Origin of the sequence: Actinomadura sp. (assembly GCF_044508335.1) — a bacterium.
Classification (GTDB): domain Bacteria; phylum Actinomycetota; class Actinomycetes; order Streptosporangiales; family Streptosporangiaceae; genus Spirillospora.
Genome location: NZ_JBIQHY010000085.1, coordinates 1,335 through 25,783, shown reverse-complemented (window position 1 = coordinate 25,783; position 24,449 = coordinate 1,335). Strand labels below are relative to the sequence as shown.

Below are 24,449 nucleotides of genomic sequence, written 5' to 3'. Positions count from 1 at the left end.
CACTCGTGCCCACCCCTCAGGAGGAGACACCTTCCGCCCGGTGACAGTTGCCTTCTAGCGCGGACACTCCGTGACATATGGACCCGGCGGCATCACCACGAAGCGGGGTTGACTAGGCTGCATCGACGGAGCGGACCGCAGAGTGCCGGCCGCACGGAGACCCGTGTAGATCGCCGACTCGTGTGGTCTATGGCTGTCGATCCGTTAAGGACGCCCTCGTGGACCTGTTCGAACATCAGGCGAAGGAACTCTTCGCCGAGTACGGGGTACCGGTGCCCACCGGCAAGGTCGCCCATACTCCCCAGGAAGCGCGTGCACACGCGGAGGAGCTGTTCTCCGCGGGCAGTAAGAAGGTCGTGGTCAAGGCCCAGGTGAAGACCGGCGGCCGCGGCAAGGCCGGCGGCGTGAAGCTGGCCGGCGACGCCGACGAGGCGGAGGCGCTCGCCGGCCAGATCCTCGGCATGGACATCAAGGGCCACACGGTCCACAAGGTCCTGGTCGAGGAGGGCAGCGCGATCGCGCAGGAGTTCTACTTCTCCTTCCTGCTCGACCGCGCCAACCGCACCTTCCTGTCCATCTGCTCCGTCGAGGGCGGGGTGGAGATCGAGGAGGTGCCGCACGACCGGCTGGCGATGGTGCCGATCTCCCCGCTGGACGGCGTCGACCGGGCCAAGGCCCGCGAGATCGCCGAGCGGGGCCGGCTGCCGCAGGAGGCACTGGAAGGCGCCGCCGAGCTGATCGAGCGGCTGTGGGCCGTGTTCACCGACGAGGACGCCTCCCTCGTCGAGGTGAACCCGATGATCCTCACCGCCGACGGCCAGGTGAAGGCCCTCGACGGCAAGGTCACCCTGGACGACAACGCCGGCTTCCGCCAGGACCACGAGAAGTTCGAGGACAAGGCCGCCGCCGACCCGCTGGAGGCCGCGGCCAAGGCCAAGGACCTCAACTACGTGAAGCTGGACGGCAGCGTCGGCATCATCGGCAACGGCGCCGGCCTGGTCATGTCCACCCTGGACGTGGTGGCCTACGCGGGCGAGCAGTTCGAGGGCCAGAAGCCGGCGAACTTCCTCGACATCGGCGGCGGCGCGTCCGCCGAGGTGATGGCGAACGGGCTGGAGATCGTCCTGTCCGACCCGGACGTCAAGTCGGTCTTCGTGAACGTCTTCGGCGGCATCACCGCCTGCGACGCCGTCGCCAACGGCATCGTCTCGGCCTACAAGCTGCTGGCGGACCGCGGCGAGGCCGTCGACCGCCCGCTCGTCGTCCGGCTGGACGGCAACAACGCCGAGCTCGGGCGCAAGATCCTCAACGACGCGGCGCTGCCCGGCGTCCAGCAGGTCGACACCATGGACGAAGCGGCCAAGCGCGCCGCCGAACTCGCAGCGGCAGGTGCATGATCATGGCCATCTGGCTCACCGAGAACAGCAAGATCATTGTCCAGGGCATCACGGGCTCCGAGGGCACCAAGCACGGCCGCCGGATGCTCGCGTCCGGGGCCCGGGTCGTCGGCGGCGTGAACGCCCGCAAGGCCGGCCAGACGGTCGACTTCGACGGCACCGTCCTCCCGGTGTTCGGCACCGTCAAGGAGGCCATGGAGCAGACCGGCGCGGACGTGTCCGTCGTCTTCGTCCCGCCGAAGTTCACCAAGGACGCCGTCGTCGAGGCGATCGACGCCGAGATCCCGCTCTGCGTCGTCATCACCGAGGGCATCCCGGTGCACGACACCGCCTACTTCTGGGCGTACGCCGAGAAGCAGGGCAACAAGACGCGCATCATCGGGCCGAACTGCCCCGGCATCGCGTCCCCCGGCAAGTCGAACGCGGGCATCATCCCGGCCGACATCACCACGCCCGGCCGCATCGGGCTCGTGTCCAAGTCCGGCACGCTGACCTACCAGATGATGTACGAGCTGCGCGACATCGGCTTCACCACCTGCGTCGGCATCGGCGGCGACCCGGTCATCGGGACGACCCACATCGACGCCCTCCAGGCGTTCCAGGACGACCCGGAGACCGACGCCATCGTGATGATCGGTGAGATCGGCGGCGACGCCGAGGAGCGCGCCGCCGCCTACATCGAGAAGAACGTGACCAAGCCGGTCGTCGGCTACGTCGCCGGGTTCACCGCCCCCGAGGGCAAGACCATGGGCCACGCGGGCGCGATCGTGTCCGGCTCCGCCGGCACCGCGCAGGCGAAGAAGGAGGCCCTGGAGAAGGTCGGCGTCCGCGTCGGCAAGACCCCCAGCGAGGCCGCCGTGATCATGCGCGAGATCATGCAGAACCGCTGATCCCGCGAACCACCGGAAAGACGCCCGGCGCCGCCCCCGCGGCCCGGGCGTCTTCCGCTCCCGCCCCGGCGGCAAGGCGACACGCCGGGCGGGCGGGCGGTCCGGGGGCGGACGCGGTGCCAGCATGGAGCGGTGAGCGACAACACCCCCGGGCCGCGGGCGAAGCGGGAGCCGTCCAGACCGCCGACGAGCGCAGGGCCGTCGAGCGCGGCGCCGGCGGCGCAGCCCGCGCGGCCGCTGTACGTGACGGGGCTCGTCGCGGCGCTGTGGTGCGTCGGGATCGGGCTCGCGGTGCTCACCACGATCACGCTCATCGGGTGGATCGCGGCGCCGAAGACCGCGCTCGGCCACGGCATGTCCGGGGTGTTCCGCACGGCCGTGAACTTCTGGCTGGTGTCCCACCACGCGGGCTTCTCCTACGGGCACGGCCGGGTCGGGCTGCTGCCGCTCGGCGTCGTCGTCCTGCCCGGCGTGCTGCTGTACCGGGGCGGCGGGTGGATGATCCGGGTCGCCGGGCTGCGGCGGCGCCCCCGGATCGCGGTCGCGCAGGTGGCGGTCGCGCAGGCCGCCCCGTACGCGGGGCTGGCCGCGCTGCTCGCGCTCGCGGCGTCGTCCCGGGAGGTGCGGCCGTCGGCGTGGCAGGCGCTCGTCGGATGCTTCCTCGTCGCCCTCATCGCGGGCGGGCTGGGCGCCGCGCGGGCCGTGGTCGCCGCGCAGGTCGCGGCGGAGGCGAAGGGGGAGCGGGTCAGGTCCGGGCTGGGGGCGCTGCTGCGGCTGCTGCCCGAGCGGCCCCGCTCGCTGGTCATCGGGGTGGCGGGCGCGCTGGGCGTGCTGCTCGCCTCGGGCGCGGTGCTGGTGGGCGCGGCGCTCGCGATGAACATGGCGGGCGCCGACGACCTGTACGACATGCTCGCGCCCGGCGTCGTGGGCGGGGTCCTGCTGCTGCTGGTCGAGCTGGCCTTCCTGCCGAACGCGGTGATCTGGGGGATGGCGTACGCGGTCGGGCCGGGGTTCTCCGTCGGCGCGGGGACGAGCGTCTCGCCGACCGGCGTGTTCCTGGACATCGTGCCCGCGTTCCCGCCGCTCGCCGCGCTGCCGCAGCCCGGCCCGGCGCCCGCGCTGTCGCTGCTCGCGCTGGCCGCGCCGTTCGTCGCGGGCGCGGTCGGCGGCGTCCTCACGATCAGGTCGCTGCCGAGCCCGGTGGCGGAGGGCGCGCCGCTGTGGGGGTTCGTGACGGGCGCGCTGACCGGCGCGGTGGCGGCCCTGCTCAGCGCGCTGTCCGGCGGTCCGCTCGGCGGCGGGCGGATGGCGACCGTCGGGCCGTCGGCCTGGCAGGTGGGGCTCCTCGCGGCCCTGGAGGTGGGCATCTCGGCGGCCATCGCGGCGTGGGCGGCGAACTGGATGGTGCTGCGCCGCCCGGCCCGCGCGGCGGTCGAGAAGACCGGGCGGACCAAGAAGGCGGGGAAGGCCGGGAGAAGGGCGGGGAAGCCGAAGCGGGCCGTCCGGCCGAAGCCCGCGACGGTGCCGCTGTCGGCGCCGGTCCCCGGCGACTACGAGCCGCCCGCGAAGCCCGCGCCGAAGCCCCCGCGAGCCCCGCACGCCCCGGACCCGCTGGAGTTCGAGGAGGCCGACCCCGTCCTCGCCCCGCGCCGCCCCCGCGGGCGGCCCGACCCGCTGCCCGACCTGGCCGAGGAGAAGCGGCCCGATCCGGAACCGGCCCCGGCGCGGCCGGGCGACGGCACGATCGTCGTGGAGGGGCACCTCGTGGACGACCCCGAGCCCGAGCCCGAGGAGCCGCGCAGGCCCGTCCCGCCGCCGCGCGCCGACCCGAACCGCACCGAGAACCGCGGCGGCGCGATCTACGTCCTGCGCGAGGAGCCCGAGCAGGACGCCTAGCCCCCGCGGCGGGGGCGGTGCTCAGAGCAGGTGGCCGTACTTGTCCATCCAGCCGGGCGGCAGGTCGAGCTTGTCCTCGATCTTCGGGTAGTACTCGTCCCGGCACGCCTGCTGGTCGGTGTGGGTGTTGGAGGCGTTGACGCAGTCCCAGTAGCCGCTGAACTCCGTGCGCAGGAAGACCGCCATCCCCACCATCAGCACCGACATGGCCAGGCCGATCGCGCCCATCACCATGCCGGGGACGGCGCCGGGCACGGCGTCCCGGGTGCCGCGCGCCCTGCGCCGGGCCCGGATCCCGACGACGAGCGAGGCGACGCCCAGCACGAGGCCGAGGGGGTAGAAGAACAGGGAGGTCACCAGCGCGATGCCGCCGAGCCAGAGGGCCCGCACACCGGCCTGCCGCGCCTCGTTCGGCCCCGCGGGCGGCTCCCCCGCCGGCCGCCCGTCGGGGCGGTCTTCGGGACGGGCCTCGCGGCCCCGCTGCTCGCTCACGTCGTTTTCCTCCTGGCCGTGGTGCTGTCTGCGGTGAGGCGGCGTCGAACCGGCCCGATAGGCTTCGTGGTGGCCGCACACCCCGTCAACGTCCACCTGGGAGTCATGGTGTCCGCCCGGCTCGTCGTCCTCGTCTCCGGCGCGGGGACCAACCTACAAGCGCTGCTCGACGCGTGCGCGGATCCAGCCTACGGGGCGAAGGTCGTAGCCGTGGGCGCGGACCGCCCCGGCACCGGGGGAACCGAACGCGCAGCGCGTGTGGGTTTGCCCACTTTCACGGTCTGCGTCCCTGATTTCCCGTCCCGGGACGACTGGGACGCGGCGCTGACCGAGGCCGTCGCGAAGCACGACCCCGACCTCGTCGTCTCCGCCGGCTTCATGAAGATCCTCGGCCCGCGGTTCCTCGCCCGGTTCGGCGGCCGGACGGTCAACACCCATCCCGCGCTGCTCCCGTCCTTCCCCGGCGCCCACGCCGTACGGGACGCCCTGGCGTACGGCGTGAAGGTCACGGGCTGTACCGTTCACTTCGTCGACGAAGGCGTGGACACCGGACCCGTCATCGCCCAGGAGGCCGTCCCCGTGGGCTGGCATGACGACGAAGACTCCCTGCACGAGCGCATCAAGCGGGTGGAGCGCCGGCTCCTCGTCGACGTCGTCGGACGGCTCGCCCGCGACGGCTGGACCACGCGCGGCAGGCGGGTCTCGATGAAGTGCAGGACCTGCGGTGATCCCGCCGACAGGCATTCTTCCGACGACCATGAGGGGAGCTCGGCCGGTGAGTCGGGTGGCGATTAGGCGCGCGCTGATCAGCGTGTACGACAAGACCGGGCTGGAGGAGCTGGCCCGCGGCCTGCACGAGGCGGAGGTGGAGATCGTCTCGACCGGGTCCACGGCGGGCCGGATCTCCGCCGCCGGCGTGCCGGTGATGAGGGTGGAGAAGCTCACCGGCTTCCCCGAGTGCCTGGACGGGCGGGTCAAGACCCTGCACCCCAGGATCCACGCCGGCCTGCTCGCCGACCGCCGCAAGGAGGACCACCTCCAGCAGCTCGACGACCTCGCCGTCGAGCCGTTCGACCTGGTGGTCGCGAACCTGTACCCGTTCGCCGACACGGTGAACTCCGGCGCCAAGCCGGACGAGTGCGTCGAGCAGATCGACATCGGCGGCCCGACGATGGTGCGCGCCGCCGCGAAGAACCACGCGAGCGTCTCCGTCGTCGTCGACCCGTCCGCCTACGGCACCGTCCTGGACGCGGTGAAGGCCGGCGGCTTCACGCTGGAGGAGCGGCGCCGCCTCGCCGCGCGCGCGTTCGCGCACACCGCCTCCTACGACGTGGCCGTGGCCTCCTGGTTCGCGAGCGCCTACGCCCCGGACGAGACCGCCGCCGAGACGCGCTGGCCCGACTTCCTCGGCGCCACCTGGGAGCGGTCGGACACCCTGCGGTACGGCGAGAACCCGCACCAGCGCGCGGCCCTGTACCGCTCGCCCGGCGAGACCGGGCTGGCCGGCGCGGAGCAGCTGTACGGCAAGGAGATGTCCTACAACAACTACGTGGACACCGACGCCGCCCGCCGCGCCGCCTACGACTTCACCGAGCCCTGCGTCGCGATCATCAAGCACGCCAACCCGTGCGGCATCGCGGTCGGCGCCGACATCGCCGAGGCGCACCGCAAGGCGCACGCCTGCGACCCCGTGTCCGCCTACGGCGGCGTGATCGCGGCGAACCGCCCGGTCACCGCCGCCATGGCCCGGCAGGTCACCGAGAGCTTCGCCGAGGTCGTCGTCGCGCCCGCCTTCGACGACGAGGCCGTCGCCGTCCTGAAGGACCGGTTCAAGAACGTCCGGCTGCTGGTCTGCCCGGACGCCCCCGCCGGCGCGACCGAGTACCGGCGCATCGACGGCGGCGTCCTGCTGCAGGGCGTCGACCGCGTGGACGCGCCCGGCGACGACCCGGCGGCCTGGGAGCTGAAGACCGGCGAGCCCGCGGACGAGGCCGCGCTGCGGGACCTGGCGTTCGCGTGGCGGGCGATCCGGTCGGTGAAGTCGAACGCGATCCTGCTGGCCGCCGACGGGGCGACCGTGGGCGTCGGCATGGGCCAGGTGAACCGGGTCGACTCGGCCAAGCTCGCCGTCGCGCGGGCCGGCGCCGAGCGCGCCGCGTCCGCCGTCGGCGCCTCCGACGCGTTCTTCCCCTTCCCCGACGGCCTCGAAGTGCTGGCCGAGGCGGGCGTGCGGGCGATCGTCGAACCCGGCGGCTCCGTCAACGACGGCAAGGTCATCGAGGCGGCCGAGAAGGCCGGGATCACCCTCTACTTCACCGGCGTCCGGCACTTCTTCCACTGACCGAGGGCGGCCCGGTGTGGCGCGCACCACAGCCACACCGGGTTTACCGCCGGATTCTTTACTTTCGGGTGCGGGTAGCCTCTGCCCCGGACCGCGCCCATCATGACCCCTCACTTGACCCGGCGCGGGCGTTCCGTGACGGAGGCGCGAATGGACGTGCTGCTGGCCCTCATCCTGAGGTCGGTCTACCTGGTCGACGCCCTGCTGATGGACTCCCGGCAGGTGATCGGGCTGGTCGCCGCGTTCCTGGCCGCCGTCCTCGCCGCCCAGCTCGGCTGGCACGGCACCGACCGCCTCCTCGCCCGGCGGCAGCGCTCCGAGGACTAGCTCGCCCGCGCCGCTCCGGCCCGCCGCGGCCGCCCGGCGCCGGTCTGCGGCCCCGCGCGGCCGTTAGCATGGGTTTTCACGCGACTGGCGCGGCAAGGTGGATCACCACCGGGGAGCGAACGACAGTCCGGACACCGCGCGCCTGGGTGGACGGGACCTCGAGCCGGGCTCGGTCCTGCGCCCCCGGCGAGATCCACGCGGAGGAACGCATGACGGCACAGATTCTGGACGGCAAGGCCACGGCCGCCGAGATCCGCTCGAACCTCAAGGGCCGCGTCGAGGCGCTCCGCGACCGCGGCGTCACCGTCGGGCTCGGCACCGTGCTGGTCGGCGACGACCCCGGCAGCCGCGCCTACGTGAACATGAAGCACCGCGACTGCGCCGAGGTCGGCATCGAGAGCATCCGCCGCGACCTGCCCGCCACCGCGACCCAGGACGACGTCGAGCGTGCCGTCGCCGAGCTGAACGCCGACCCCGCCTGCACCGGCTACATCGTCCAGCTCCCGCTGCCGAAGGGGCTGGACGAGCAGCGCGTGCTGGAGCGCATCGACCCGGCCAAGGACGCCGACGGCCTGCACCCGACGAACCTCGGGCGGCTCGTGCTGATGCAGCCGGGCCCGCTGCCCTGCACGCCGAAGGGCATCGTCGAGCTGCTGCGCCGCTTCGACGTCCCGCTCAAGGGCGCCGAGGTCACCGTCGTCGGCCGCGGCATCACGGTCGGCCGCTCGCTCGGCCTGCTGCTGACCCGGCGCACCGAGAACGCGACCGTCACGCTCTGCCACACCGCGACCCGCGACCTCGCCGCGCACACCCGCGCCGCGGACATCGTGGTGGCCGCCGCCGGCGTCCCCGGTCTCATCACGGGCGACATGGTCAAGCCGGGCGCCGCCGTCCTGGACGTGGGCGTCTCCCGGGTGGACGGCAAGCTCGCCGGCGACGTCGCCGCCGACGTGCGCGAGGTCGCCGGGTGGGTCGCGCCCAACCCGGGCGGCGTCGGGCCGATGACCCGCGCCATGCTGCTCGCGAACGTCGTCGAAGCGGCCGAGCAGAACCGCTGACCCGCGGCCGCCGACCCGCGGCCCCCGGCACGTGGCCGGGGCCGCCACTCAGCACCGAGGTGGCGGCCCCGTACCCGTTGCTCCTGGCGGGCCGCGCCGTCACCTGCGCGGCCCCGTCGGGAGGTTCAGCGATCGCCCTCGTGTACGCGCTGCCCGGAGGGCGACCGCAGGTTCACATCAGCTCGCCCTCCGTCCCGCCGCGCTGGGGGCCGGACGGCCCGGACCGTGGCCGTGGCCGGGACTGCCCGGCCTGCGCGTCTCCGCCGTCCCCCGCACGCCGGGGACGCGCCCGTCCATCGGCGGGCGGCCCTGGTGCGGGACGTGCACCGGCGGCAGCGGGCGGACGAGGCCCATCGCGATGACCTCGTTCGCGAGCCGCGTGCGCCGGTTGGCGCCCTCGGGGATGCGGAACTTCTGGTAGAGGCGCAGCAGGTGCTGCTTGACGGCCGCCTCCGTCACCACCAGCTCGCCGGCGATGTCGCGCGCCGTGGCGGGGGCCACGAACGCCTCGTCGGACAGGGCTGGACGGCACAGCGAGGTCAGCACGTCGACCTCGCGGCGGGTGAGCTCCGGAGCGACGGCGCGCCGAAGCTCGACGTCCGGGTCGACCTCCTCACGGGGGATGCCCCCCAACCGGCAGCGCGCCGTGCCGAAGCTCACGACGTCACCGTCCTCCAGGACACGGCGGGCGATCGGCCGGCCGTTGACGCGCGTTCCATTACGGGACAGGCCCATGTCCACCACGTAGACGTACGGGCCACGTCGGACGATCTCTGCGTGCAAGCGGGACACACTCGGGTCGTCGAGGCGTATGTCGACTCCTCTCCCTCTCCCGACCGTCGTCACGTCGGGGCGCAGCGGCATCACCAGCCCGCTGTCCTCGATCCGCATGAACGGCCCCTCCACGGCAGTCCTCCCAGCTAGTTAGCGACCCCTGTCTGCCGGGTTACCCGGGCACCGTGCCGTCACACCCTCCTACTGGCGAGTAGCACCGATGGTGCAAGGGATTCCGGCCTCTCGGGCATCACCCGGGCACCCTCCGTCACACCGGTTTTCCCGGCGACGGGCGACAAGACGGACCGTTCCATCGCCGCTCCGCGCGCACGATGTCGTCCCGCGCCGCGATCGGCGATACCGTGAGGGCCATGAGCACCCAGGTGCACCGGCGCAGGCGCAGGGCGCCGCGCCGCGGGGGCGCCGCGCCGCACTGGCTGGCGCAGCTCCCGTACCTCCTCGTGCTCAGCGGGGTGGGCGCCGGCCTGACCCTGTGCGCCTTCAACTACTTCCGCAAGGGCTCCGGCCTGATGGCCGCCGCGCTGCTCGTCGGCGCCCTCGCCCGGCTGCTGCTGCCGGAGTCGCAGCTCGGCCCGCTCGCCGTCCGCAGCCGCTCCGTCGACTGCTGGACGCTCGTCCTCCTCGGCGAGATGGTCGCCTTCGTGTCGCTGAGCGTCCCGCCGATGAACAAGACCGGCCTCGCCCTCGCGGGCGCGTTCGGCGTGCTGATCGCGCTCACCGCGGTCGCCCGCGGCATCCGGCTGCTCGTCGCCGGGCGCCGCTCCGGGAGGGCCTCCCCGCCCGGGAACGGACCGCCGGGCTAGCGCGTCGTCCCAGGCAGAGGCGTCCGGGACCAGGCCAGGTCTAGACCGCATGACCGCCTCGGCTAGCCTAGCCAGTTGAGCCTTACAAGGACTGCTGGCCAGGTGTAGGAAAGGGACAGCACAAGCATGCCCAAGATCAAAGTAGCGGGCCCGGTCGTCGAACTCGACGGCGACGAAATGACGCGGATCATCTGGAAATTCATCAAGGACCAGCTGATCCTGCCTTACCTCGATGTGGACCTCAAGTACTACGACCTGGGGATCGAGCACCGTGACGCCACGGACGACCAGGTCACCATCGACGCCGCGAACGCCATCAAGGAGTACGGCGTCGGCGTCAAGTGCGCGACCATCACCCCCGACGAGGCGCGCGTCGAGGAGTTCGGCCTGAAGAAGATGTGGCGCTCCCCGAACGGGACGATCCGCAACATCCTGGGCGGCGTGATCTTCCGCGAGCCGATCGTGGTGTCCAACATCCCGCGCCTGGTGCCCGGCTGGACGAAGCCGATCATCATCGGCCGCCACGCCCACGGTGACCAGTACAAGGCCACCGACTTCGTCGTCCCCGGCCCGGGCAAGGTGACGATCACCTACACCCCGCAGGACGGCTCCGAGCCGATGGAGATGGAAGTCGCGGACTTCCCCGGCGGCGGCGTCGCGATGGGGATGTACAACTTCGACGACTCCATCCGCGACTTCGCCCGGACGAGCATGCGGTACGCGCTGAGCCGCGAGATGCCGCTGTACCTGTCGACGAAGAACACGATCCTCAAGGCCTACGACGGCCGGTTCAAGGACCTCTTCCAGGAGATCTACGAGACCGAGTTCAAGTCGGACTTCGAGGCCAAGGGCCTCTCCTACGAGCACCGGCTCATCGACGACATGGTCGCCGCCGCGCTCAAGTGGGAGGGCGGGTTCGTCTGGGCCGCCAAGAACTACGACGGCGATGTCCAGTCCGACACCCTCGCGCAGGGCTACGGCTCCCTGGGCCTCATGACGTCCGTCCTCATGACCCCCGACGGCAAGACCGTCGAGGCCGAGGCCGCGCACGGCACGGTGACCCGGCACTACCGGCAGCACCAGCAGGGCAAGCCGACGTCGACCAACCCGATCGCGTCCATCTTCGCCTGGACCCGCGGTCTGGAGCACCGCGGCAAGCTCGACAACCAGCCCGAGGTCATCGACTTCGCCCGCAAACTGGAGGCGGTCTGCGTCGAGACCGTGGAGGCCGGGCAGATGACCAAGGATCTGGCTCTCCTGGTCGGAAACGAGACGCCGTGGCTGACGACCCAGGGTTTCCTGGAGGCGCTCGACACCAACCTCCAGAAGAAGATCAACAGCTGAGCGGCCGGCGGCATCGGAGCCCGTGCTCTCCGCGCACGCGGGGTTGAGGCCGTCCCGGATCCGTCCGGGGCGGCCTTTCGCGTGTTCCGGCGGCGGGGGCGCCATGCCGGTGGGTGCACCTGGGCGGTGGCGGGTAGGGGGCGCGCGATAGCCTGAACCACGAAAATATCTCGACGGCGAGAGAAACCGCGGCGGCGCGGCTCTCCGGCGGTCGGGTTCGAAGGATGGCCGCCTGAGCCCCGTCAGGTCACAGCAGGAGAAGGACGCATGACTCGCACCCCAGTCACCGTTACCGTTACCGGCGCCGCGGGCCAGATCGGCTACGCGCTGCTGTTCCGCATCGCGTCCGGGCACCTCCTCGGCGCGGACGTGCCCGTACGCCTGCGCCTGCTGGAGATCCCGCAGGCGGTGAAGGCCGCCGAGGGCACCGCGATGGAGCTGGACGACTGCGCGTTCCCGCTGCTGTCCGGCATCGACATCTTCGACGACGCGACGAAGGCGTTCGAGGGCGCCAACATCGCGCTGCTCGTCGGCGCCCGCCCCCGCACCAAGGGCATGGAGCGCGGCGACCTGCTGGAGGCCAACGGCGGCATCTTCAAGCCGCAGGGCCAGGCCATCAACGCGGGCGCCGCCGACGACGTCAAGGTCCTGGTGGTCGGCAACCCGGCCAACACCAACGCCCTGATCGCGCAGCAGCACGCCCCGGACGTCCCGGCCGAGCGCTTCACCGCGATGACGCGCCTCGACCACAACCGCGCCCTCGCCCAGCTGGCGAAGAAGGCCGGCGTCTCCGTCGCCGACATCAAGAAGATGACGATCTGGGGCAACCACTCCGCGACCCAGTACCCGGACATCTTCCACGCCGAGATCGCCGGCAAGAACGCCGCCGAGACGGTGAACGACCAGAACTGGCTGGAGAACGACTTCATCCCGACCGTCGCCAAGCGCGGCGCCGCGATCATCGAGGCGCGCGGCGCGTCCTCCGCCGCGTCGGCGGCGTCCGCCGCGCTCGACCACGTCTACACGTGGGTGAACGGCACCGCCGACGGCGACTGGACGTCCATGGCGGTCGTGTCGGACGGCTCCTACGGCGTCCCCGAGGGCCTGATCTCGTCCTTCCCGGTCACCACGAAGGACGGGAAGTGGGAGATCGTCCAGGGCCTGGACATCGACGACTTCTCCCGCGCCAAGATCGACGCCTCGGTGAACGAGCTCGCCGAGGAGCGCGAGGCCGTCCGCAAGCTCGGCCTCATCTGATCCCCGCTCGTGGACGAGCCCCGGCCGCGAGTCCCGGGGCTCGTCCTCCGGCCGGGACGCGTCCCGGCAGGGAGGACCGAGTAAGGCTTCGCTCCACCCCGCGCGGGTCAGGTGGGGGAGGTCGTCGCCACGTAGTAGAGGTTGATCGGGTCCCCCTCGATCGTGTGGACCTGGACGTCGGTGAAGCCGGCCTCGCCGAGCATCCGCCGCGCGGTCTGCTCTCCCCAGAGCGTGCCGAGACCGGCGCCGCCGGTGCTCAGCGACGTCGTCATGCAGTAGAAGACCGAGAAGCCGTAGAGCCCGGGTCCGAAGGGATGGTCGAGGTTCTCCTCCAGCTTGCTGGACGCGGCGATGTCGCCCATCAGGAAGACGCCGCCGTCGCGGAGCGACGCGGCGATCGCGTTCAGGGTCTCCTGCGGCCGGGCCAGGTCGTGGACCACGTCGAAGGCGGTGACCAGGTCGTACTGCCCGGTGATCTCCGTTGAGTCGCCGACCGTGTAGGCGACGTTGTCCAGGGACAGCCGGCCGGCCTGCGCGCGGGCGGCCGCGATGCCGTCCTCCGACAGGTCGAGGCCGTGGAAGCGGCTCCGCGGGAAGGCCTGCGCCAGGACGATGGGCGCGTGCCCCTGGCCGGTGCCCACGTCCAGGGCGTCGATGCCGTCGCGCAGCCGTTCGGTGAGGCCGGGGACCAGCGGGACGATCGTGTCGACGAGGGCCGCGTCGTACACGCGGGCCGTCTCCTGCGCCTGGAGGGCCTGGAACCGGGGGTAGGCGGAGTAGGGGACGCCGCCTCCGTCGCGGAACGCCCCGACGACCTTCTGCTCGACCTCGCCCATCAGCGCGATGTACGGCATCATCCCGGCGAGGTTGTCGGGCCCGGCGGCGGTGGTGAGCGAGGCGGCGTGCTCGGGGGGCAGCGTGTACGTCGCGCCGTCCGGCTCGTACTCCACGATGCCGCCGACGACCATGCCGCCGAGCCACTCGCGCACGTACCGCTCGTCGAGCTCCGCCGCCTTGGCGATGTCGGCGCTCGTGGACGGCGGCAGCGTGCTCATGGTGTCGAACAGGCCCGTCTGGTGGCCGACGCTCACAAGGAGGCCGAGCGCTCCTTTGTTGAGCACGTCGGCCATGAAGCCGGCGAACTCCTCCTGCCGGGTTGCGTCCGGTGACACGGTTCCTCCCCTGGTCAGACCGTCATCGCCACTTTCTTCCGTCCATATCGCGGCCGGACGGCCAGGGGGAGCCGGGCGGCGAGTTGTTTGCCGACCTTGGGGGAATTCATCACCTTTGCCGCCGGTGCTCGGCCGCGGGGTCGGCGACGACGGGGACGGCGAAGATCACCGCGCCCTGCGGCGGCATGCCGCACGCGGGGGCGGCGGCTGGAAATGATCTGAAGGCGTCGGCGCCGGTCGCTAGTGTGTGTGATCGCTCGAAAAGGCGGCCAGGAGGCGGACGGTGGCGGAACAGGCGTTTCAGGTGGATCTGCGGGGTGTGGTGGATCTGCTGAGCCGCCATCTGTACGCCAGTCCGCGGGTGTACCTGCGGGAGCTGCTGCAGAACGCGGTGGACGCGATCACCGCGCGCGGCGAGGGCGGCCGGGTCGTGATCGAGACCGGCGGCGGGACGCTCCGGGTCCACGACGACGGGATCGGGCTCACCGAGGACGAGGTCCACACCCTGCTGGCGACGATCGGGCGGTCGTCCAAGCGGGACGAGCTGGGGTTCGCGCGGCACGACTTCCTGGGCCAGTTCGGCATCGGGCTGCTGTCGGCCTTCCTCGTCGCGGACGAGATCGAGGTCGTGACGCGGTCCGCGCGCGGCGGCGGCGCCGTCCGGTGGACGGGCCGCAGCGAGGGCAGCTACCGGGTCGAGCCGGGCGAGCGGGATGAGCCGGGCACGACGGTGACGCTGCGGGCGCGGCCGGGGGCGGCGGAGCTGCTGAGCCCGCCGGTCGTCGCCGAGCTCGCCCGCACCTACGGGTCGCTGCTGCCGGTCGACCTCGCCGTGGACGGCGTGCCGGTCACCGGCGAGGGGCCGCCCTGGCAGGCGTCCCACCGCGATCCGGCCCGGCGCAGGCGGGCGCTGGAGCAGTACTGCGAGGAGCTGTACGGGTTCACGCCGTTCGACGTCGTCGACCTGGACGTGCCCGAGGCCGGGCTGACCGGTGTCGCGTTCATCCTGCCCGCGCCCGTCTCGCCGACCGCGCGCGCCGCGCACCGCGTCTACCTGAAGCGGATGCTGCTGGCCGAGAGCGTCGAGGGGCTGCTGCCCGAGTGGGCGTTCTTCGCGCGGTGCGTCGTCGACGCGGGCGAGCTGCGGCCGACCGCGAGCCGCGAGGCCCTCTACGAGGACGAGCTGCTCGAATCGACGCGGCTCGGGCTCGGCGAGGTGCTGCGGCAGTGGCTGGTGAAGCTCGCCGAGACCGACCCGGCGCGGCTCCGCGCGTTCCTGCGGCTGCACCAGCTCGGCGTGAAGGCGATGGCGCTGCACGACGACGACATGCTGCGGATCGTGGACCGCTGGCTGGAGTACGAGACCTCCTCCGGCCCCATGACGCTGCACGAGTTCCGCCGCCGGCACCCGGACGGCCGGTTCACCGCGAGCGTGGACGAGTTCCGGCGGCTGTCGGCCGTGGCGGGCGCGCAGGGCGTCGGGCTCGTCAACGGCGGCTACGTCCACGACACCGAGATCATCGAGCGGCTGCCCGACCTCGACCCCGACATCCGGCTGGCCCGGCTCGACGCGGCGGAGCTGACCACCGCCTTCGGCGTGCTCGACCCGGCGGCGGAGCTGGCGCTGCGGCCGTTCCTGGCGGCGGCGCAGCGCGCCGTGGAGCGGCTCGGCTGCGAGGTGGTCGTCCGCGACTTCGACCCGGCCTCCCTGCCCGCGCTGTTCCTGACCAGCCGCGACGCGCAGTTCCGCGAGGAGCTGACGCGGGCCAGGGAGGAGGCCGGCGAGCTGTGGGCGGACGTGCTCGGCGCCGTCGACCCGGTCGGCGTCGAACGCCCCCGGCTGGTGCTGAACTACCGCAATCCGCTGGCCCGGCGCGTCACGTCGCTCGGCGACGGCGGGCCGGTCGAACTGGCCGTCCAGGCCCTGTACGGGCAGGCGCTGCTGCTCGGCCACCATCCGCTGCGGCCCGCCGACACGGCGGTCCTGAACCGTTCCTTCATCGGCCTGCTGGAGTGGGCCGTCCACTCCCCGGAGGCTCCCGAATGAGCACGGACGACGTCTACGCGCTGATGGCGCGTTCCCAGGAGCTGCCCTACGGCGAGGCCCGCACGGTCCTGGTCGAGGACGCGCTGCGCCGCGCGGAGGCCGCGGGCGACGACGTGCTGGCGTTCCACGTGCGGATCCGGCTGACCGACGCGTACCGGTACGGCGGCGAGCCCGCGAAGGCGTTCGCGACGTTCAGCCGGACGCTCGCCGACCACGACCGCGACCCCGGCCGCTACGACGAGGCCCACGGCCTGCTGTGGCAGATGAAGGCGATCGTCAGCTCCCTCACCCTCTTCCCCGAGATCCCCCTCGACCGCACCTACGCCGTCCTCGACGACATGGAGCGCCGCTACAAGGCCGGCGGCCACAGCCTCCAGGCGGTGTACCACTACCGCAACGTGGTCGCGCGGCACGTCGGCGACGGGACGGCCGACGAGTGGTACCTGAAGTGGCGCGCCGCCGAACGCGACGAGCTGTCGGACTGCCAGGGCTGCGACCCCACCGGCATGGCCCGCCACCTGATCGAGGCGGGCCGCCACGAGGAGGCCCTCGAAGTCGCCGCGCCGGTGCTGGACGCGCAGCTCAACTGCAACGAGCAGCCGCAGTCGATCCAGACGACGCTGCTGCCGGTGTACCTGCGGACGGGCCGCGCCGAGCAGGCCGCCGACGTGCACCGCCGCGCCTACCGGGTGCACCGGACGCGGCTGGCCGACCTCACCGACATCGCCGAGCACCTGCAGTTCTGCGCGGTCACCGGCAACGAGGCGCGCGGCCTGGAGATCCTGCAGCGGCATCTCGGCTGGCTGGACCGCGCCCCGAGCGCCTACGCGGACATGTGCTTCTCCGCCGCGGCGGGCCTCCTCCTCCGCCGGCTGACCGCCGCCGGGCACGGCGCCGCGACGGTCCGGCGCCCCGCCGCCGGCGGCCGCCCGGCCGCCGACGTCCCCGTGGCCGAGCTGGGCGCCGAGCTGGCGGAACGCGCGACGGGGCTCGCCGCCCGGTTCGACGCCCGCAACGGCACCTCCCACCAGGGCGACCAGGTGCGCGCCACGCTGGCCGCCGAGCCGGTCACCGGCTTCCTCCCGCTGGCCGCCCACCACCGCCGGCCGGCGGCGCAGGCCCCCGCGCCGGAACCGGCCCCGCGGGACGACTTCGCCTCGGTCGACGATCTCGACGAGCTCCTCGACACCGGCGACCGGTGCCGCAGGCGCAAGGACGTGCCGGGCATGCGGGCCGCCTGGCGCCGGTTCGACGCCGTCGCCGGTACGGCCGAGCCGACGCCGCTGCAGCGGGCCCGCCGCCTGGACGCCCGGGGCTTCGAGCACGCCGTCGGCGGCGACGGCGCGGAGGCGGCCGCGGCCTGGGAGGAGGCGGCCCGGATGTTCGGCGAGCTGGGCGACCAGACGCGCCGGCACCGCACGCTGGGCCGGCTCGGCGCGGTGCGCCACGACCTCGGCGACGAGGGCGGGCTCGACCTGATGAACGCCGCGGCCGACCACTTCGCCGCGCACCCCGGGGAGCCCACCGACCTGGCCTCCGCGCTGCTCCGCCTCACCGCCGCGCACCTGCGCGCCGACCGCCCCGCCGACGCCCTCGCCGCGCTGGACCGGGTCGCGGCCGACGAGGTGCCCGACCTCGCCGGCGAGCTGTGGTACCTGCGGGGCCAGGCGCTCCTGATGTCCGGGGAGGCCGACGACGGGATCGCGGCGCTGCGCCGCTCCGCCGAGCTGGCCCGCGCGTCGGACGACCCGGAGGAGATCGCCGCGCCCGCCCTGCAGCTCGCCCGCGCGCTGGCGCGCCGGCGGGACGCCCCGGACGAGGAGACCCTCGCGCTGCTCGACGAGGCGCTCGCCGCGATGCCCGGCCCGTCGCCGATGCGCGCCGCCGCCCTCGCCGAGCGCGGCGCTTCGCTGATCTCCCTGGACCGCCCGGCCGACGGCGTGCCCGACCTCGTCGAGGCCATCGCCGAGTGGACGGCCGAGGGCATGCACGAGAACGCCGTCCACCTGCGGGTGGACCTCGCCGGCGGCTACCTGTCGACCGACCGGCCGCTGGAGGCCGCCGAGACCGCCGAGGAGGTCCTGCAGGCGCTCCCCGAGTCCGGCGGCGACGCCGACCCGGCCGTCCACCACGCGAGGCGCCGCGCGACGCTGATCCTGGCGCACGCGCAGAAGCAGCTCCGCGAGGAGGGCGCCGCGGAGACGTTCACGTCGCTCGCGGATGACGCGGCCCGCGACGGGGAGCACGACGCCGAGGCCCACTTCCGCTACGAGGCCGCCGACGTCCTGACCGATCTCGACATGGACGCGGCGGCCGCCGAGCGGTACGCCGAGGCCGCCGAGGCGTACGAGAAGGCGGGCGACCCGTACGGGGTGGTCCGCGCCCGCCGCCGCGCCGCGGTGTGCCTGATGTGGAGCGGCGACCTCGACGCGGCCGGGCCCGCCATGGAGACGGCCCGCGCCGCGCTGGCGGGCCTGCCCCCGGACAACGAGCCCGCCCGCATCTGGGAGACCGCCCTGGTCTCCTACGAGCAGGCCCGCATCCTCGCCCGGACGGGCGGCCTCGCCGAGGCCGCCGCGCAGGCGTCCGCCGCCATCGACGGCTTCACCGCCCTGGACGCCTCCGACGCCGCCGAGGAGGCCACCCGCCTCCTGGAGGACATCAAATCGGCTCTCGGCTGACGCCGGCCCCCGAAGACGATCAGCTGACCCGGTGGGCGCCCCGCGCGGGCACGGCCTCCAGGAACTGCGGGGCCGTCCAGCCGCGCTTCGCGTAGGCGTCCGTGATCGCCTCCCGCACCTTCCCGGCGCGGGAGGCGGGGGCCAGCACGATGACGGAGCCGCCGAAGCCGCCGCCGACCATGCGCCCGCCCCGGGCGCCGGCCCGGATCGCCGCGTCGACGGTGGCGTCGGCCTCGGGCCACGACACCTCGAACTGGTCGCGCAGGGACAGGTGCGAGGAGTTCAGCATGCCGCCGAACTCGGGCAGCGCCCCCGCGCGGAGTAGCCCGACGCTCGCCTCGACGCGGTGGTTCTCGGTGACGACGTGCTGGACGCGGCGCCGCAGCACCGGGTCGCGCAGCCTGCCGAGCGCGCCGGCCAGGTCCTTGACGTCGCGCAGCGCGTCCACCCCCAGCAGGGACGCGGCCTCCTCGCATTCGGCGCGGCGCCGGCCGTACTCGCCGCCGGTCAGGGCGTGCGAGGCGCGCGTGTCCACGACCAGGAGGGTCAGGCCCGCGGCGGCCGGGTCGAACGGGACCTGCGACGTCAGCCCGCTGCGGCAGTCGAGCAGCAGCGCGTGCCCGGCCGTGCACAGCAGGGACGCCGCCTGGTCCATCAGCCCGCACGGCATGCCGACCTGCTCGTTCTCCGCGCGCTGCGCCAGCCGGGCCAGGGCCGGGCGGTCGATCGCCACGCCGTGCAGGTCGCACAGCGCCAGCGCCGTCGCGCACTCCAGCGCGGCCGACGACGACAGCCCCGCGCCCTGCGGGAGGTCGGAGTCGATCAGCAGCGACGCGCCGCCCGTCCCGTGCTCGCGGAGCACCCGCGCCACCCCGACCGGGTACGCCGCCCAGGCGTGCTCGGCGGGCCACCCCTCGGAGACGACCGGCGGCCCGTCCACGGGCGCGGTCACGGCCGCCGCGGCCTGCCGCGACCGCACCTCGATCACGCCGTCGTCGCGGCGCGCGGCGGCCACCGAGACGCCGCGCGACAGCGCGAACGGCAGCACGAACCCGTCGTTGTAGTCGGTGTGCTCGCCGATCAGGTTGACCCTGCCGGGCGCCCGCCAGACGCCGTCCGGCGCGCGCCCGTACGCCTCCGCGAACTCCCCGGTCATCGGGACCGCAGGAAGGTCCACGCGTCGTCGATCATGGTGCGCAGGTCCCGCTCGGGCTTCCAGCCGAGCTCGGCCTGGATCTTCTCCGACGAGGCGACCAGCACGGCCGGGTCGCCGGCGCGGCGCGGGGCGACCTCGGCGGGGATCTCGCGGCCGGTGACCTCGCGGCACGCCTCGACGACCTCCCGGACGGAGTAGCCCGTGCCGCTGCCGAGGTTGAAGACCCGGTGGGCGCCGGGCTCGCAGGCGTCCAGCGCCAGCAGGTGGGCGCGGCCGAGGTCGGTCACGTGGATGTAGTCGCGGATGCAGGTGCCGTCCGGCGTCGGGTAGTCGTCGCCGAACATCTTCACCGCCGCGCCGTCGCCCTGCGCGATCTTCAGCACGTTCGGGATCAGGTGCGTCTCGACGGTGTGCCGCTCGCCGTGCCGCCCGTAGGCGCCCGCCACGTTGAAGTACCGCAGCGACACCCCGCCGATGCCGTGCAGCCGCGCGTACTCGGCGAGGGCCGTGTCGATCGCCAGCTTGGACGCGCCGTAGGGGTTGGTCGGGCGGGTCGGGTCGGTCTCCAGGATCGGCGTCGACTCCGGCTCCCCGTACGTGGCGGCCGTCGAGGAGAACACGATCCGCGGGACGCCGGCGGCGCGCATCGCCTCCAGCAGCGCGAGCGACTCGCCGAGGTTCTTGTCCCAGTACAGGCCGGGCTTCTCCACCGACTCGCCGACGAGGGACTTGGCCGCGAAGTGCAGCACGGCGTCGAACCCGGCGCCGGCGAGCACGTCCGCCGCCGTGTCGCGCAGCGTGCCGCGCACCAGCCGGGCGCCCTCGGGCACCGCGTCCTCGTGCCCGGTGGACAGGTCGTCCAGCACGACGACCTCGTGCCCCGCCTCCAGGAGCAGAGCGGAGACGACACTGCCGACGTAGCCGGCGCCTCCGGTGACGAGCAGCTTCACTGACGGACCTCCAGGAGAAAGACTCTGGGACGGCGGGGTTCGTCTCAGGCTATCCGGAACGCCGATCGGGGAAGGCTGAATGCATGGACCGGACGCCGCCGCGGCCGCCGGCCGGCGCGGTGCGCCCGCTGGTGTGGCTGCTGTCGCGCTCGGCCGACCTGGTCGTGCGCCTCTCCGGCGGTGACCCGGACGCGCTGCGCGAGGAGATCACCGCGGAGCGGATGCGCGCGCTCGTCGCCGAGAACACCCAGCTCACCGCCGAGGAGCGGGCGCTGATCGAGGAGGTGTTCGCGGCGGGGGAGCGGCCGCTGCGCGAGGTCCTCGTGCCGCGCACCGAGGTGGTGTTCCTGGACGCGGCGCTCGCGCTGGCCGCCGCCGCCCGGCTCGCCGCGCGCAGCCCGCACTCCCGGTTCCCCGTCTGCCGCCACTCCCACGACGAGGTGGTCGGGTTCGTCCACATCCGCGACCTGCTGGCGCCCGACCCGCCGGAGCGGGACGTCCCGGTGGGCGATCTGGTGCGCCCGGTGAAGTTCCTCCCGTCCTCGAAGCGGGTGCTGCCCGCGCTGTCGGAGATGCGCCGCGAGGGCTGCCACCTGGCGATCGTCATGGACGAGTACGGCGGCGTCGCCGGGATCGTCACGATGGAGGACCTCCTGGAGGAGCTCATCGGGGACATCCGCGACGAATATGATGTGCAGGACGCGCAGGCACGGCGCCTGCACGGCGGGGTTGTCGAGGTCGACGGCCTGCTCAACCTGGACGACTTCGCCGCCGAGACCGGCATCCGGCTGCCGGACGGGCCCTACGAGACCGTCGCCGGGCACATCATGGCGGTGCTGCGCCGGGTGCCCGCCGAGGGCGACTCGGTGGAGGCCGGCGGCCGCCGCCTCGCGGTGGCCCGGATGGACGGCCGGCGGGTGGCCCGCGTGCGCGTCATGCCGCGGGCGGCTCAGCAGGCCCTTCCGGTGCCGCCCGGCACGCCGTCCGCGACCCCGCGGGCGGTGCCCGGCGACGCCGCCACCGCCCCGCCGAGCGGGCAGACCACCGGGGGCGGAGTCTCGAGTGACACCTGAGAGAATCGTGCACATGCCCGAAGCGCCCAGCCAGCCAGCGTCCGGAACCGCCGCGGGGAAGCCGCGCGTGCTGTCCGGAATCCAGCCCACCGCCGACTCCTTCCACCTCGGCAACTATCTGGGCGCGCTCCGGCAGTGGGTCGCGATGCAGGACACGCACGAGGCGTTCTACTGCGTGGTCGACCTGCACGCGATCACCGTCGAGCACGACCCGGCGCTGCTGCGCCGCCGCACGAAGGTCGCCGCCGCGCAGCTGTTCGCGATGGGCCTCGACCCCGACCGCGCCACCGTGTTCGTGCAGAGCCACGTCCCCGAGCACGCGGAGCTGGCGTGGGTGCTCGGCTGCCTCACCGGGTTCGGCGAGGCGGGCCGCATGACCCAGTTCAAGGACAAGTCGTCCAAGCAGGGCACGGCCGGGACGAGCGTCGGCCTGTTCACCTACCCGATCCTGCAGGCCGCCGACATCCTGCTCTACACCCCCGACCCGGCGGGCGGCCGCCCGCTGCGCGTGCCCGTCGGCGAGGACCAGCGGCAGCACCTGGAGCTCACCCGCACGCTCGCGCAGCGGTTCAACCACCGGTTCGGCGAGACGTTCGTGCAGCCGGACGCGCACATCCCCGAGGGCGCCGCGAAGATCACCGACCTGCAGGAGCCGGCCGCGAAGATGAGCAAGTCGGCGTCGTCGCCGCAGGGCATCATCGACGTGCTGGAGGAGCCCGGCCCGATGCGCAAGAAGATCATGCGCGCGGTCACCGACACCGGCTCCGAGGTCGTCTACGACGAGGAGAAGAAGCCCGGCGTCACCAACCTGCTGCGGATCTACTCCGCGCTGGAGGGCACCCCCGTCCCCGACCTGGAGCGCCGCTACGAGGGCTCCGGCTACGGGCAGTTCAAGAAGGACCTCGCGCAGGTCGTCCTCGACACGTTCACGCCGATCCGGGAGCGCACCCTCAAGCTGCTGGACGACGAGGACCACCTCGACCGGCTCCTCGCCCAGGGCGCCGAGCGCGCCTCCGAGGTCGCCGTGCGGACGATGGAGACCGTGCGCGAACGGGTGGGATTCGTGGGACGTGGTCGCTGACCGCGCACCGCTCGACGACGCCGCGGGGGGCCAGGGGGAGGCCCCCTCCGCGGCCCAGACCACGATGACCGGGGGCATCCCGGCGGTGCCCGCGGCCGGCCGCCGCGCCATCGGCGTCGCCATCCCGATCCCCGACCCGCACGGCTCGTTCCTGCAGGCGCGGCGCGCCTCGTTCGGCGACCCCCTCGCGCACGCGATCCCGACGCACATCACCCTGCTCCCGCCCACCGAGGTGGACGTGGACGATATGGACGCCATCCAGGAGCACCTGCTCGGGATCGCGCGCGAGGAGCGGCCCTTCACCATCAGATTGCGCGGCAGCGGAACGTTCCGGCCGGTGTCCCCGGTCGTGTTCGTGGCGCTCGCCGAGGGAATCGGCGGCTGCGAGCGCGTCCAGGAGAAGGTTCTGGCGGGCCCCCTCGCCCGGCCCCTCCCCTTCCCGTACCACCCGCACGTCACCATCGCCCACCACCTGCCCGACGACGTCATGGACCGCGCTTTCAAGGAACTCGCGAGCTACAGCGCCGACTTCCAGGCGTGGGGCTTCTCCCTCTACGAGCACGGCCTCGACGGCATATGGCGCCGCCGCTGCGACTACGTCTTCGGCGACGGCGCCGTCCCCGCCCCCGGCTGACGCCGATTCGCGGGCGCTCCCGGCCCCGGCGTATCCGCTGCGTTGAACCGGTGGTCACCGAATGCCGCATCGGGCGGTGCGGCGTGGGTACGTTGCGTACATGCGGCAGGTCGTCAACAGGGCGCAGGGGCGGATCGAGTCTCTGTTCGGCAAGGGGAAGGGCCTGCTGCGGGGCGCCCGCGAGCGCTGGCCCTGGTTCGACCACCAGGTCCGCGCGTTCGAGCGGTACCAGGAGCGGCGCGGCGACCGGCTCGCCGCCGCGCTCACCTGCTACGCGTTCCTGTCGTTCTTCCCGCTGCTGGCGCTCGCGTACGCGCTGCTCGGCTACCTCGTCGGGGTCAGCGCGCAGGCCCGCGACTACTTCGTCCGGGCGGTCAACTCGCAGCTTCCCGGGCTCGCGGACCAGCTGCAGGTCGAGCAGATCGCCCAGTCCAAGACGGCGGTCGGGATCGTCGGCCTGGTCGCGCTGCTGTTCACCGGCCTCGGCTGGGTGCAGGTGCTGCGCGAGTCGCTGCGCGACATCTGGGGCAACGAACCGGGCGGCGGCGGCAACTTCTTCCTGATGCGGCTCTGGGACGCCGCCGTGCTGGCGTTCCTCGGCGTGGTCCTCATCTGCGGCATGGCGGTCACGACGGTGACGAACTCCGCCACGCACACCGTCCTCGGCTGGCTCGGCTGGGACGACGTCACCGGCGCCGGGACGGGGCTGCGGCTGCTGTCCCTCGCCATCGCGATCATGTTCGACACCGTGGTGTTCCTGGTGCTGTTCAGCCGCCTGTCGGGCACCCGGGCGCCGTGGCGGCGGATCATCCGCGGCGCGCTGTTCGGCGCCGTCGGGTTCGAGGCCCTCAAGCAGGTCGCGGCGATCCTGGTGGCGCGCACCACGCAGAACCCCGTCTACGGCACGTTCGCCGTCCTGGTCGGGCTGATGGTGTGGATCAACATCGCGTCCCGGTTCGGGCTGTTCGCCGCCGCGTGGACGGCGACGCGCCGCGTCGTCCTCACCGCCGACGCGGAGAACCCGGAGAACTGCGCGGACGAGGCCGAGGTCGAGG

21 protein-coding genes and 1 riboswitch are annotated in these 24,449 nt (G+C 73.3%); of the genes, 16 read left to right on the top strand and 5 right to left on the bottom strand.

Going from position 1 to position 24,449, the window contains the following annotated elements:
- Positions 1-218: 218 nt before the first annotated feature.
- From sucC to ACIWVC_RS24610, 3 genes are all read left to right on the top strand, one after another.
- A complete protein-coding gene (gene sucC / locus ACIWVC_RS24620) occupies positions 219-1,397 on the top strand; it encodes an ADP-forming succinate--CoA ligase subunit beta (RefSeq protein WP_396454630.1) in 1,179 nt (392 codons plus the stop codon).
- A 2-nt stretch (positions 1,398-1,399) separates the two neighbouring features.
- Positions 1,400-2,287 carry a succinate--CoA ligase subunit alpha gene (gene sucD, locus ACIWVC_RS24615; protein ID WP_396446647.1) on the top strand — a complete coding sequence of 296 codons (888 nt, stop codon included), beginning with the start codon at positions 1,400-1,402 and terminating at the stop codon, positions 2,285-2,287.
- Positions 2,288-2,419: 132 nt separating this feature from the next.
- A complete protein-coding gene (locus ACIWVC_RS24610; protein ID WP_396454629.1) occupies positions 2,420-4,183 on the top strand; it encodes a DUF6350 family protein in 1,764 nt (587 codons plus the stop codon).
- A 21-nt stretch (positions 4,184-4,204) separates the two neighbouring features.
- On the opposite strand, the gene ACIWVC_RS24605 is transcribed toward ACIWVC_RS24610, so the two are convergent.
- Positions 4,205-4,675 carry a hypothetical protein gene (locus ACIWVC_RS24605; protein WP_396454628.1) on the bottom strand — a complete coding sequence of 157 codons (471 nt, stop codon included), beginning with the start codon at positions 4,673-4,675 and terminating at the stop codon, positions 4,205-4,207.
- Positions 4,676-4,780: 105 nt separating this feature from the next.
- Between ACIWVC_RS24605 and purN the strand changes: the two genes are divergently transcribed.
- The 4 genes from purN to ACIWVC_RS24585 all read left to right on the top strand — a co-directional run bounded on the left by purN (position 4,781) and on the right by ACIWVC_RS24585 (position 8,401).
- Entirely contained in the window at positions 4,781-5,470 is a 690-nt protein-coding gene (gene purN, locus ACIWVC_RS24600; protein WP_396446706.1) for a phosphoribosylglycinamide formyltransferase, read from the top strand.
- Positions 5,451-7,016, top strand: a complete 1,566-nt coding sequence (gene purH / locus ACIWVC_RS24595) for a bifunctional phosphoribosylaminoimidazolecarboxamide formyltransferase/IMP cyclohydrolase (RefSeq protein WP_396454627.1) — start codon at positions 5,451-5,453, stop codon at positions 7,014-7,016. Before purN ends, purH begins: the two co-directional genes overlap by 20 nt.
- 150 nt (positions 7,017-7,166) lie before the next feature.
- Entirely contained in the window at positions 7,167-7,343 is a 177-nt protein-coding gene (locus ACIWVC_RS24590; protein ID WP_396446643.1) for a hypothetical protein, read from the top strand.
- A 70-nt stretch (positions 7,344-7,413) separates the two neighbouring features.
- Positions 7,414-7,498: riboswitch (ZMP/ZTP riboswitch) on the top strand.
- A gap of 54 nt (positions 7,499-7,552) precedes the next feature.
- Positions 7,553-8,401 (top strand): bifunctional methylenetetrahydrofolate dehydrogenase/methenyltetrahydrofolate cyclohydrolase, encoded by an 849-nt coding sequence (locus ACIWVC_RS24585; protein ID WP_396446642.1) that lies wholly within the window; start codon positions 7,553-7,555, stop codon positions 8,399-8,401.
- 177 nt (positions 8,402-8,578) lie between these two features.
- Here ACIWVC_RS24585 and ACIWVC_RS24580 read toward each other — a convergent pair whose 3' ends face one another.
- Positions 8,579-9,307 carry an FHA domain-containing protein gene (locus ACIWVC_RS24580; protein ID WP_396446640.1) on the bottom strand — a complete coding sequence of 243 codons (729 nt, stop codon included), beginning with the start codon at positions 9,305-9,307 and terminating at the stop codon, positions 8,579-8,581.
- A 239-nt stretch (positions 9,308-9,546) separates the two neighbouring features.
- On the opposite strand from ACIWVC_RS24580, the gene ACIWVC_RS24575 reads away from it, so the two are divergent.
- The 3 genes from ACIWVC_RS24575 to ACIWVC_RS24565 all read left to right on the top strand — a co-directional run bounded on the left by ACIWVC_RS24575 (position 9,547) and on the right by ACIWVC_RS24565 (position 12,600).
- Positions 9,547-9,999, top strand: coding sequence for a DUF3017 domain-containing protein (locus ACIWVC_RS24575; RefSeq protein ID WP_396446638.1), 453 nt, complete (start codon positions 9,547-9,549; stop codon positions 9,997-9,999).
- Between the two features lie 126 nt (positions 10,000-10,125).
- Positions 10,126-11,343 carry an NADP-dependent isocitrate dehydrogenase gene (locus tag ACIWVC_RS24570; RefSeq protein WP_396454626.1) on the top strand — a complete coding sequence of 406 codons (1,218 nt, stop codon included), beginning with the start codon at positions 10,126-10,128 and terminating at the stop codon, positions 11,341-11,343.
- 267 nt (positions 11,344-11,610) lie between these two features.
- Entirely contained in the window at positions 11,611-12,600 is a 990-nt protein-coding gene (locus ACIWVC_RS24565; RefSeq protein WP_396446636.1) for a malate dehydrogenase, read from the top strand.
- Between the two features lie 107 nt (positions 12,601-12,707).
- Here the strand turns inward: ACIWVC_RS24565 and ACIWVC_RS24560 are convergent, their stop codons facing one another.
- Entirely contained in the window at positions 12,708-13,772 is a 1,065-nt protein-coding gene (locus ACIWVC_RS24560; RefSeq protein WP_396454625.1) for a class I SAM-dependent methyltransferase, read from the bottom strand.
- Between the two features lie 283 nt (positions 13,773-14,055).
- On the opposite strand from ACIWVC_RS24560, the gene ACIWVC_RS24555 reads away from it, so the two are divergent.
- Both ACIWVC_RS24555 and ACIWVC_RS24550 read left to right on the top strand, forming a co-directional pair.
- Positions 14,056-15,819 (top strand): HSP90 family protein, encoded by a 1,764-nt coding sequence (locus tag ACIWVC_RS24555; protein ID WP_396446633.1) that lies wholly within the window; start codon positions 14,056-14,058, stop codon positions 15,817-15,819.
- On the top strand, positions 15,816-18,500 hold the full coding sequence (locus tag ACIWVC_RS24550; RefSeq protein ID WP_396454624.1) for a hypothetical protein: 2,685 nt from the start codon (positions 15,816-15,818) through the stop codon (positions 18,498-18,500). The genes ACIWVC_RS24555 and ACIWVC_RS24550 overlap by 4 nt, the downstream gene beginning before the upstream one ends.
- 19 nt (positions 18,501-18,519) lie before the next feature.
- Here the strand turns inward: ACIWVC_RS24550 and galK are convergent, their stop codons facing one another.
- Entirely contained in the window at positions 18,520-19,656 is a 1,137-nt protein-coding gene (gene galK / locus ACIWVC_RS24545; RefSeq protein WP_396446705.1) for a galactokinase, read from the bottom strand.
- Positions 19,653-20,606, bottom strand: a complete 954-nt coding sequence (gene galE / locus ACIWVC_RS24540; RefSeq protein ID WP_396446631.1) for a UDP-glucose 4-epimerase GalE — start codon at positions 20,604-20,606, stop codon at positions 19,653-19,655. Before galE ends, galK begins: the two co-directional genes overlap by 4 nt.
- 83 nt (positions 20,607-20,689) lie before the next feature.
- Here galE and ACIWVC_RS24535 point away from each other — a divergent pair, with 83 nt between their 5' ends.
- From ACIWVC_RS24535 to ACIWVC_RS24520, 4 genes are all read left to right on the top strand, one after another.
- A complete protein-coding gene (locus ACIWVC_RS24535; RefSeq protein ID WP_396454623.1) occupies positions 20,690-21,679 on the top strand; it encodes a hemolysin family protein in 990 nt (329 codons plus the stop codon).
- A 13-nt stretch (positions 21,680-21,692) separates the two neighbouring features.
- Positions 21,693-22,760: a tryptophan--tRNA ligase gene (gene trpS, locus ACIWVC_RS24530; protein ID WP_396446629.1), complete on the top strand. Its 1,068-nt coding sequence runs from the start codon at positions 21,693-21,695 to the stop codon at positions 22,758-22,760.
- The gene (locus ACIWVC_RS24525) at positions 22,750-23,394 is read left to right on the top strand and encodes a 2'-5' RNA ligase family protein (protein WP_396454622.1); all 645 of its coding nucleotides are present in this window, start codon (positions 22,750-22,752) and stop codon (positions 23,392-23,394) included. The genes trpS and ACIWVC_RS24525 overlap by 11 nt, the downstream gene beginning before the upstream one ends.
- A 100-nt stretch (positions 23,395-23,494) precedes the next feature.
- A partial coding sequence (locus ACIWVC_RS24520; RefSeq protein ID WP_396446627.1) for a YihY/virulence factor BrkB family protein occupies positions 23,495-24,449 on the top strand: 955 nt, incomplete at its 3' end.

Excerpts from the sequence above, each read along its gene's own strand:
- ACIWVC_RS24535 (WP_396454623.1), top strand. The coding sequence starts at position 20,690 with ATGGACCGGACGCCGCCGCGGCCGCCGGCCGGCGCGGTGCGCCCGCTG.
- trpS (WP_396446629.1), top strand. The coding sequence starts at position 21,693 with ATGCCCGAAGCGCCCAGCCAGCCAGCGTCCGGAACCGCCGCGGGGAAG.
- ACIWVC_RS24550 (WP_396454624.1), top strand. The coding sequence starts at position 15,816 with ATGAGCACGGACGACGTCTACGCGCTGATGGCGCGTTCCCAGGAGCTG.
- sucD (WP_396446647.1), top strand. The coding sequence starts at position 1,400 with ATGGCCATCTGGCTCACCGAGAACAGCAAGATCATTGTCCAGGGCATC.
- purN (WP_396446706.1), top strand. The coding sequence starts at position 4,781 with ATGGTGTCCGCCCGGCTCGTCGTCCTCGTCTCCGGCGCGGGGACCAAC.
- ACIWVC_RS24590 (WP_396446643.1), top strand. The coding sequence starts at position 7,167 with ATGGACGTGCTGCTGGCCCTCATCCTGAGGTCGGTCTACCTGGTCGAC.
- ACIWVC_RS24570 (WP_396454626.1), top strand. The coding sequence starts at position 10,126 with ATGCCCAAGATCAAAGTAGCGGGCCCGGTCGTCGAACTCGACGGCGAC.
- ACIWVC_RS24585 (WP_396446642.1), top strand. The coding sequence starts at position 7,553 with ATGACGGCACAGATTCTGGACGGCAAGGCCACGGCCGCCGAGATCCGC.
- ACIWVC_RS24575 (WP_396446638.1), top strand. The coding sequence starts at position 9,547 with ATGAGCACCCAGGTGCACCGGCGCAGGCGCAGGGCGCCGCGCCGCGGG.
- galK (WP_396446705.1), bottom strand. The coding sequence starts at position 19,656 with ATGACCGGGGAGTTCGCGGAGGCGTACGGGCGCGCGCCGGACGGCGTC.
- ACIWVC_RS24565 (WP_396446636.1), top strand. The coding sequence starts at position 11,611 with ATGACTCGCACCCCAGTCACCGTTACCGTTACCGGCGCCGCGGGCCAG.